This window comes from Phaeobacter sp. 11ANDIMAR09, from assembly GCF_001294455.1.
Taxonomy (GTDB): Bacteria; Pseudomonadota; Alphaproteobacteria; order Rhodobacterales; family Rhodobacteraceae; genus Pseudophaeobacter.
Window position 1 is genome coordinate 1 of the sequence record NZ_LIKT01000098.1, and the last position, 601, is coordinate 601.

The window sequence follows — 601 nt, forward strand, 5'->3', positions numbered from 1 at the left end:
AAGCTTTCGCAGTATCCGTTTTCCCATGCACGAGAGGGGTGACCCCGGCTCGATATAGGCCGTCTTGGCACCGACAGCCGCGATCCAATCGCGCACTTTCTGGGCGATAAATTCTGGGCCATTGTCCGACCTTATGTATTTAGGTGGGCCGCGCAGGATGAACAAATCTGTCAGCGCATCCAGCACGTCCGTGGAGTTGAGCTTACGATCAACGCGGATCATCAGCGCCTCCCTTGTGTATTCATCGATGATGTTGAGCGTTCGATTTATCCGGCCATCAGCCGTGCGATCTTGGACAAAGTCGTAGGACCAAACGTGGTTTGGGCGCTCTGGCCTGAGACGCACGCATGACCTGTCATTCAGCCAAAGCCGACCTTTTTTCTTCTGTTTCTGTGGAACTTTCAGCCCTTCACGTCGCCAGATACGTTCAACGCGCTTGTGGTTCACATGCCAGCCCGCATTGTTCAGCAAGCCGGTCACCATGCGATAGCCATAGCGCCCGTATTGATCGGCCAACTCGATGATGTCGTCGGTCAGCCGCTCCTCATCGGCCCGGCCATGCGGCACCTTGCGTTGGGTAGAGCGATGCTGACCAAGCGTG

1 pseudogene is annotated in these 601 nt (G+C 56.1%); it reads right to left on the minus strand.

Going from position 1 to position 601, the window contains the following annotated elements:
* Positions 1-601: pseudogene (locus AN476_RS22305) on the minus strand (DDE-type integrase/transposase/recombinase); the annotation flags it as partial.